Origin of the sequence: Candidatus Thiosymbion oneisti (genome assembly GCF_900092655.1) — a bacterium.
GTDB classification, from domain to species: domain Bacteria; phylum Pseudomonadota; class Gammaproteobacteria; order Chromatiales; family Chromatiaceae; genus Thiosymbion; species Thiosymbion oneisti.
Window position 1 is genome coordinate 1 of the sequence record NZ_FLUY01001824.1, and the last position, 382, is coordinate 382.

Sequence of the window (382 nt, forward strand, 5' to 3'; positions counted from 1 at the left end):
CGTGGAAATATAGACAAGAACCTTGGCTCTATGCTTGATACTCTTTGACCTAATTTCTCTAGATCATGCGTACTTGGCTTGTAGCGAGTAAAGACAAGCAGTATAGTGCCATATAGACGCTCAGTAACCTGATGTAGATTAAATGCTGCATAACTATTGTCACTGTTGTTTATTGCATCCTCAGCGTATTTAAGAAATGTTTTAGCGCCACTAAACCAATACTCAAAATCCTCTTCAGCTAATTTTTTTCTTTCTTTGGATGTTATTTCAATTGGCTCCGCCAATTGAAACTTGCCTGAATCATGCAGAAGTACTCCTTCTCGCAGGATGTCAATATAAAAGTACTGACTTTTCCTTAAACGACGATTTACAAACTGGATAT

1 protein-coding gene is annotated in these 382 nt (G+C 37.4%); it reads right to left on the bottom strand.

All coding sequences use genetic code 11. The features are described from left to right. On the bottom strand, positions 1 to 382 hold a 382-nt coding region (locus BQ17_RS19520), incomplete at both ends, for a HEPN domain-containing protein (RefSeq protein ID WP_176722526.1).